An 8182-nucleotide genomic window follows, 5' to 3' on the forward strand; every position below is an offset into this window, starting at 1 on the left:
CCGCGCGGCGCGGGTCCGCGCACACGTCGGCGAGCGGACCGAGCACGCGCGACCACGTCATGTCGCGCGCGACGCGCCGCACCTCGCCCGCGGTCGCGGCACGCGCCGCGTCGTCCGTGAGCAGCTCCTCGAGCGCGTCCGCGAGAGCGGTCGGGTCCTGCGCGGGGACGACCCGTCCCAGCCCTTCCTGCCGGATCAGCGGCGCGAACGCGTCCCCGTCGGTGCTGACGATGGGCAGCCCCGCCCACAGGTAGTCGAGGATGCGCGTCCGAAACGAGAACTCGGTCTCGACGTGCGGGAAGTGGCACGAGACGCCGAGGTCCGCGTCGAGCAGGTAGTCGGCCCGACGCTCGTACGGCACCCAGTCCTCGTTGAAGAACACGTGCGTGCCGACCAGCCCGAGCTCCTCGGCGAGGTCGCGCAGCCGCACCGCCATCCGCATCTCGGGCACGTCGGGGTTCGGGTGCCGCATGCCGAGGAAGTACAGCCGCAGCCGCGGCACGCGCTCCTTCAGCCGGTCGACGGCGCGCACGAGGGTCAGCGGGTCGAACCAGTTGTAGACCCCGCCGCCCCACAGGACGACGAGGTCGTCCTCGGCGATGCCCGGGACGACGCCCTTGATCGCGGGACCCGTCCGGCGGGGCTCGTCGTCGGCGACGCCGAACGGCACGACGCGCACGAGCTCCCGGAGCGTCGGGTCCGCGTCGTACGTGAGCGGGTTGAGTCGTCCCGCGGCGGCGAGGTGGCCGATCCACAGGTCCCGCTGCCGGCTCGACGCGCACAGGAACACGTCGCCGCGGCGCACCTGCGCGTCGAGCTCGCGCAGCGCGGACGCGAGCGACGCGTCGCGCTCCGGCAGCGGCCGATCGCGCAGCACCTCGAGGCTCTCGACGTGGAAGGGGTCGTAGAGGTCGACGACGAGCACGACGTCGGCCTGCTGCAGCCACGGGAACGTCGCCGCGACGTAGCCCTGCAGGACGACCACGTCCGCCCAGTCGACGGCCGCGCGGAAGTCGCCGATCTCGACGTGCGCGGCGTCGAACGTCGCGGCCGTGCGCGTGCACTCGCCGAACGTCACGAGGCGGACGTCGTGCGCCCCCGACAGGAACGTCGCGATCTCCCAGGCACGGATCGCGGGACCCGCCATCTGCTCGGCGACGCGGTCGAGCGTCACGACGAGGACGCGGCTGCGCGACCCGCCCGCGGCGGGCGCGGGGACCGGGCTCACGCGCGACCGTCCGCGCCGTCGCGCGCGGGGACCGGCTGCGTCCAGCGCGCCGGCAGCGCGAGGTAGCCGCCGGACCAGTGGCCGGCGCCCGCGTCGACCGTGAAGCGCGCGATGCCGCGCACGTGGTCGATCGAGTGCGTCGTGCTCGCGTCCGTCACCGCGGCCGTCACGATGTACTCCCCCGGGTGCAGCAGGACCGACGGCAGCTCGCACTCGAGCACGCCCTCGCCGCTCACGCGGCCGAGCGGTGCGCCGGCGTCGCGCGTGTTGGTCGCCGCGAGGTAGGTGCCGTCGCGCGCCTCCACCGCGATGCCGATGACCGGTGCCTCGACCGGGGTCTGCGCCGTCCAGTGCAGGCGGACCCGCGCGGGCTCCCCCACGACCAGCCGCTCGTCGCCCGACGGCCGGCTGACCTCGGCCCGCGTGATCCGGATCTCGCCGCTGCCGGTGTGCTCGAGGCCGTCGACCAGCGCGAGGCCGGCCGCGGACCGCGTCGACCGCTCGTACTGCTCGAGGACGTCGACCGCGGGACCCGCCTCGCGCAGGTGGCCCTTCTCGAGCCACGCCGCGGCGTCGGCCATCGCCTTCACGGACGGCAGCGAGTGCGACACGATGACGACCGTGCGGCCCTCGCGGTTGAGCGTGCTGAACTTCTCCATGCACTTGGCCTGGAAGGCCGCGTCGCCGACCGCGAGCACCTCGTCGACCAGCAGGATCTCCGGGTCCACGTTGATCGCCACCGCGAAGCCGAGCCGCACGTACATGCCCGACGAGTAGTTCTTCACCGGCTGGTCGATGAACTGCTCGACGCCGGAGAAGTCGACGATCTCGTCGAACTTGCGGTCGATCTCCTGGCGGGTCATGCCGAGGATCGAGCCGTTGAGGTAGACGTTGTCGCGCCCCGACAGCTCGGGGTGGAAGCCCGAGCCGACCTCGAGCAGCGCCGCGACCTTGCCGTGCATCGCGATCTGCCCGGCGTCCGGGACGAGGATCTGCGCCATGCACTTGAGCAGCGTGGACTTGCCCGACCCGTTGTCCCCGACGAGCGCGAACGTCGAGGACTCGGGGATCGACAGGCTCACGTCGTCCAGCGCGAGGAAGTCCTCGTACGAGCCGCGCGAGCGGCGCATGACGGCCGACTTCAGCGTCTGGTTCCGCTCGTGGTAGACGCGGAAGCTCTTGGTGACGCCCTCGACGACGATCGCGTCGCCCATCAGAGGACCTCCGCCAGCCGGCGCTGGTGGCGGGTGAACACCCAGGAGCCCGCCACGAGGGCGACGACCGCCCACACCACGCACTCCACGGCCGTCCCCCACTCCGGGAGACGGTTGTCGTACAGGAGGTTGCGGAACACCTCGGAGAAGCCCTCCATCGGGTTGAGCTTGTACAGGTCGAGGATCGTCACGTCGCCGAACACGGGGCCGGCGTCCTCCGCGCGGCGGGCGACCTCCGACAGCGGGTAGAGGATCGGCGTCAGGTAGAACCAGACCTGGAACAGGATCGTCGTGAGGTGCTGCATGTCGCGGAAGTAGGCGTTCGCGATCGAGGCCAGCATCGCGACGCCGAGCGAGAACGCCGCGAGGACGACCATCGCGACGAGCACGAGCGGCAGGTACAGGAAGGGGCTCCCGCCGAACAGCACGATCGCGACGACGAGCACCGCCATCTCGATCGCCCACGTGTAGCTCAGCGCGAGCGTGCTCGAGACGACGAGCGCGGACCGCGGGAAGTACACCTTCTTGATGAGGTTCTCGTTGCCGACCAGCGACGCCATGCCGTTGGTCACCACGCCCGTGAAGAACGACCAGGGCAGGAGCGCGCACATCAGCCAGATCGCGAAGACGTCGAGCCCGCTCGGGTCACCCACCCCCGGCTGGATCCGGATGATGACCGAGAACACGAGCGTGTAGACGAACATCTGGGCGAGCGGGTTGGCGAGCGACCACAGCTGCCCGAGGGCGGTCCGCTTGTACTTGCCCTTGACCTCGCGCCGCGTCAGGTTGACGAGGAGCTCTCGCGACGCGCGCACGTCGGCGATCAGGCTCACAGGACCTCCGGGGAGTCGGCTTCCCGTCCGGCGCTCGACGACGTCCGGCGCCCGGGACGGCAGCCCAGGCTACCCGACTGCCGCGCGCGGTCCGACGAGGTCAGACCGCGCGCGGTCGCACGGGTCAGCCGAACCAGCCCTGCACGTCCACGATCACCTGGCTCGAGCCCTTGTCGTTGTACACGCGCACCTGACGGTCGGAGCCGAGCGGCACGACGGTCATCGCCGCCTGGTCCCGACCGCGCCCGGTGTTGAGGTCCGACGCGGTGGGCCGCGCCGTGCCCGGTCGCCACGCCGTCAGGAACGTCATGGTCGCGGTCTGCTGGGTCGCGGCGAGGGACAGGACGGCCGACCTCGCCTGCGCGGGCAGGGCCACCGAACCCAGCGGGAGGTCGCGCGCCTCGCCCTCCTGCAACGGGCTCGACGCGCGCGTGTCCGCGGCGCGGGCCGGGTCGATCGGGGTGAACCGCTGCGTCGCCGACGGGCCGAACCAGCCGATGACGTCCACGACCACGTCGGCGCGCGCGCCCTGCAGCGTGAGCGCGAGCCGCCCGTCGGCCGACAGCGGCACCACGGTGCGGTTGCTCACGTTGTCGCCGGGCAGGTGGTTGACGCTCGCGATGGTCGGGACCGTGCCGCCCGCGGGGTACGCGATGACGTTGCCGACCCCGCCGGGCATCACGGAGCTCACGTTGGCGAGGACGGCCGTCGCCCCCGCGGGGACTCCGCCGCGACCCGTGACCTGCACGGTGCGCGTCGTGCCGGCGCTGAGCGCGCCCCCCTCGCTGCGGGTGTCGATCATCCGGGCGCCGGTCGGCAGCGGCTCGTAGCCGACACCCGACGAGCCGTCGACGAAGTAGCCGCTGACGTCCACGACCAGGTGCGTCGACCCGCTGTTGTTGTAGAGGCTGACCTTGCCCTGGCCACCGACGCCGACGAGGACGCCCGACGCGGCGGTGAGCCGCGGGTCCGCGTTGAACGTCGACGACGAGGGCATCGGGCCGCCGGCCGGCCACACGCGCACGAACGTCATGGCCGACGGCGCGACCGCGGTCACGTTGAGCGCGACCGCCTTCGCGTCGGCCGGGACGCCGGCGACGCCGGTGACGGTGAGGTCGACGCGACCGCCGGCACCGAGCGAGGCTCCCGTCGGACGCGTGTCGAGCAGGCGTGCGGGCGTCACCGGGACGAACCGCAGGTCCCCCGTGAGAGGCACCGACGGGACGGTCGGCGGGTTCGACGTGCCGGTGACCTCGACGCGACCGGTCCAGCCGACCGCGGGAGAGCCGTTGGCGGCGTCGACGACGTCGAGCGTGAGCCGGTACGGGCCGGGGCCGACCGGCGTGCCGGCGTCGTTGCGGCCGTTCCACGTCGCGATCGCGGTGCCGCCCGACGGCGGCGTCGCGCCCGTGACCGTGCGCACCAGGACGCCCGTCCGCTCGTCCACGACGCGCAGGGTCCACGCCATCGTCGACGTGGTGCCGCCGTTGACCGAGACGGACCCGCCGACCGGGATGCTCGTGGCCGTGAGCGCGGGGTTGACGATCTGCCCGCCGATGAGGTCCCGTGCGCGCTGCTTGATCGCGCCGAGCACGGCGTACCCGCGCTCGCCGGGGCACGCCGTGAAGGCGACGTCGCGGTGCCCGATCACGACCGGCAGCGCGAGCCACGTCCCCGCGGGGTACCGCGAGTTCTCGCCGCCGAGGGTCGTGTAGCCGATCGTGCTGCCGGGGTCGCGGTGGTAGGACGCCATGCGCCAGGCGATGAGCCGCGCGACGCTCTCCTGGACACCGGCCGACGGCGTGATGCTGCTGTAGTCGCCGAGCATGGAGATGCCGACGGTCGCGGTGTTGAAGCCGCCGGCGTGCACGCCGATCACCGGCTGCGTGCCGGAGTTGTCGCGGCCCTCGTAGATGTTGCCCCACTTGTCGACGAGGAAGTTGTAGCCGATGTCGCACCAGCCGCGGGCGTTCTGGTGGTACTGCTGGTCGCCCCGGATCTGGGCCATCGCCTGCTCGACCGTCGAGTACGTGTTCGGCCCGGCGGTGTGGTGCACGACCGTGGCCAGCAGCGTCGAGGCGACGTCGAGCGTGCAGCGCGCCGGCGCGGCGCCCCAGCCCTCGCGCGTGATGATGGCCGGCTGCGCGACGGCGGTCGTCACCGCGGCCGGGACGGCGGTCGTCACCGCGTTCGTCACGGTGGTCGTCACCGCGGCCGCGGGCAGCACGTCGCCCGCCGCGCGCGCGGTGCTGCGCGACGACCGGTCGGCGGTCCGGACGAGCGCGTCGTCGGTCGCGGCGGCGGGCGTCGCGGTCGGGGCGTCGGTCGCGTCGGTCGCGTCGGACGTCGCGGAGGGTGTGGCGGTCGGCGTCCGCTCGTCGTCCCCGGTGCCCGTGCCTGCGCCGTCGACCGGCCCGACGAGGGCGAGCCGCACGTCCTGCGCGGCCTCGGCCCCCGCCCCGAAGGACAGCTGCACGTCCTCGGCGTCGCCGATCCACACCGACTCGGTGCCCGCGCGGACGTCACGCGCCGCCTCGGCCGTGCCGGGGTCGGGCGCGACGCCGTCGCTCTCGAGCGGGACCCACCCGGACCACTCGCCGTCGGTCCGGGTGCGGACGCTGACCTCGACGTCCTCCGGCGCGGACGTCCACGACCAGGTCACGCCGAGCGTCTGGTAGGGGTCGACCGGCACCGAGTCCGTGACGGCGCGCGCGCCCACCTCGTCCGCGACGACGACGTCCGGCAGGGCCGTGGACACCTCGGGCTCCGCGACCCCGTCGGTCGATGCCGGGGCGCCCGCGACGGCGACGGGCACCTCGTCGACCGCGAGGTCGGCGGCCTCGGCGGTGGACAGCCGGTGCGCGATGGTCAGCGTCGTGCGCCCGGTGCTCAGCTCCTCGAGCGCGCCGACCAGGCGGACCTCGGTGGCCGGGTCGACGGCGCTCGTCGCCTCGTCGAGCAGCAGCACGTCGGGGTCGGCCAGGTAGGCGCGTGCGAGCGCGACGAGCTGGCGCTCGCCGGCGGACAGCGACTCGCCGCGCTGGCCCACGTCGGTGTCGAGGCCGGCGGCGAGCTCGTCGACCCACGGTCCGAGGCCCAGCGCCTCGACGGCGTCGCGCACGCGCGCGTCGACGGGGTCGGGTGCGGTGCCGTCGGGCGTCCGCAGCCCGTAGGCGACGTTCTCGCCGACCGTGCCCTCGAACAGGAAGCCCTCCTGCGGGACGAGCACGACGCGGGCGCGCAGGTCCGTCGCGGGGATGTCGCGCAGGTCCGTGCCGTCGAGCAGCACACGGCCGTGCTCGGGGTCGACGAGGCGCGCGACGAGCCGCGCGATGGTCGTCTTGCCGGAGCCGGTCGCGCCGACGACGGCCACGGACGCGCCCGCGGGCACCTCCAGGTCGACGTCGTGCAGGACGCGACGACCCTCGGGGTAGGCGAACGCGACGTCGCGCAGCTCGACCGTCGCGGGACCGCGCGGGCTGGGCACGCCGGCGGTCCCCGGGTCCTGCACCGCCACGGGCGTCTCGAGGACGCCGAGCACGCGCCGCCACCCGGCGACCGCGTTCTGCAGCTCGTTGAGGATCTCGGTGGCCATCTGCACGGGACCGGTGAACAGCTGCACGAGGAACAGGAACGCGAGCAGGCGGCCCACCGAGACGTCGCCGCGCACCCCCAGGAACGTGCCGATGACGACGACGAGCGCGAGGACCACGTTCGAGACGAGCACGCCGCTCGAGAAGACGACGGAGACGAGGTTCTGCGCGCGCACCATCGCGCTGCGCGTCGCGGTGATCGCGGCGTCGAGGCGGCGCTGCGTGCGGTCGGCGGCGCCGTACGCGCGGATCGTCTCGGCGCCCACGACGGACTCCGACACCGTGCCGAGCATCGCGCCGTACCGCTCGCGGACCGCGGAGTACCGCGCGTTGACCCGACGCTGGAGCGGCGGCAGGACGAGCAGCAGGGGGATGAAGCCGAGCCACACGACGAGCGTGAGCTGCCACGAGTAGAGCGCCATGAGGACCGAGGCGGCGACGATCTGCAGCACCGAGACGAGCAGCATGATCCCGCCCCACTGCACGAACAGCGAGATGGTGTCGACGTCGGAGGTGACGCGGCTGACGAGCGACCCGCGCCGCTCGGTGTGCTGCGTGAGGACGGACAGGTCGTGCACGTGCCGGAACGCGCGCGTGCGCAGCGCGAGGAGCCCGTCCTCGCTCGACCGGAACAGACGCACGTTGACGTACGCCGAGCACACCGCTGCGGCGAGGAGCCCGACTGCCGCCGCGCCCGTGAGCGTGAGCACGCGCGGCACGTCGGGTCCGCCGGGCGCGAGGATGCCCGTGTCGACGGTCTGCTGGACCACGAGCGGCACGAGCACCTTGCCGAGCGCGGCGAGCACCGCGAGCAGGAGCGTCACGCGCCACCCCCGCAGCATCTGCGGCGACACCTCGAGGCCGCGGCGCAGGGTCGCGAGGATGCCCAGCGTGCTCGCGGACGCCATCCGGTGGTCGGGCGTGCCCGACGTCGTCGCGCTCATCGGGCGTCCTCCCCGGCCGGCACCGGCTGCGGGTCGTCGTCGAGCTCCTCGACGCCGTCCGCGGCCCGGCGCGCGGACTCCTCCTCGTACGCGGTCGCGAGCGCCCGGTAGCCGTCGTCGCGCGCCAGGAGCTCGACGTGCGTGCCGCGGTCGACCACCCGGCCGGACTCGACGTGCACGACCTCGTCGGCCAGCAGCACGGACGACATCCGGTAGGCGACCAGGAGCACCGTGGGCGACCCGGCGCGGTCGTCGCGCAGGCCGCGCAGGATCGCCTGCTCGACGCGCGGGTCCACCGCGGACGTCGCGTCGTCGAGCACGAGCACGCGGGGGTCGCGGACCAGCGCCCGGGCGAGCGCGAGGCGCTGCC

General features: G+C 73.8%; 4 protein-coding genes and 2 pseudogenes. All 6 read right to left on the reverse strand.

Annotated features, from left to right (window positions below; all coding sequences use genetic code 11):
• Positions 1-1228: glycosyltransferase family 4 protein (locus tag HGA02_RS05805; RefSeq protein WP_343035303.1), on the reverse strand; the 1228-nt coding region annotated here is incomplete at its 3' end.
• Complete coding sequence (locus tag HGA02_RS05810) at positions 1225-2442, reverse strand: ABC transporter ATP-binding protein (protein ID WP_168678208.1); 1218 nt, start codon at positions 2440-2442, stop codon at positions 1225-1227. The genes HGA02_RS05805 and HGA02_RS05810, both read right to left, overlap by 4 nt.
• Positions 2442-3275, reverse strand: a complete 834-nt coding sequence (locus HGA02_RS05815; protein WP_168678209.1) for an ABC transporter permease — start codon at positions 3273-3275, stop codon at positions 2442-2444. Before HGA02_RS05815 ends, HGA02_RS05810 begins: the two co-directional genes overlap by 1 nt.
• A 124-nt stretch (positions 3276-3399) precedes the next feature.
• Positions 3400-6090 (reverse strand): N-acetylmuramoyl-L-alanine amidase, encoded by a 2691-nt coding sequence (locus HGA02_RS21605; RefSeq protein WP_343035304.1) that lies wholly within the window; start codon positions 6088-6090, stop codon positions 3400-3402.
• Positions 6091-6096: 6 nt separating this feature from the next.
• Positions 6097-7812 (reverse strand): annotated as a pseudogene (locus tag HGA02_RS21610) (ABC transporter ATP-binding protein); the annotation flags it as partial.
• A pseudogene (locus tag HGA02_RS05825) lies at positions 7809-8182 on the reverse strand (ABC transporter ATP-binding protein); the annotation flags it as partial. The pseudogenes HGA02_RS05825 and HGA02_RS21610, both read right to left, overlap by 4 nt.

The organism is Cellulomonas septica (genome assembly GCF_012396155.1).
Classification (GTDB): Bacteria; Actinomycetota; Actinomycetes; order Actinomycetales; family Cellulomonadaceae; genus Cellulomonas; species Cellulomonas septica.

Coding starts and splice junctions, on each gene's coding strand:
- HGA02_RS05810 (WP_168678208.1), bottom strand. CDS start 2,442: ATGGGCGACGCGATCGTCGTCGAGGGCGTCACCAAGAGCTTCCGCGTC.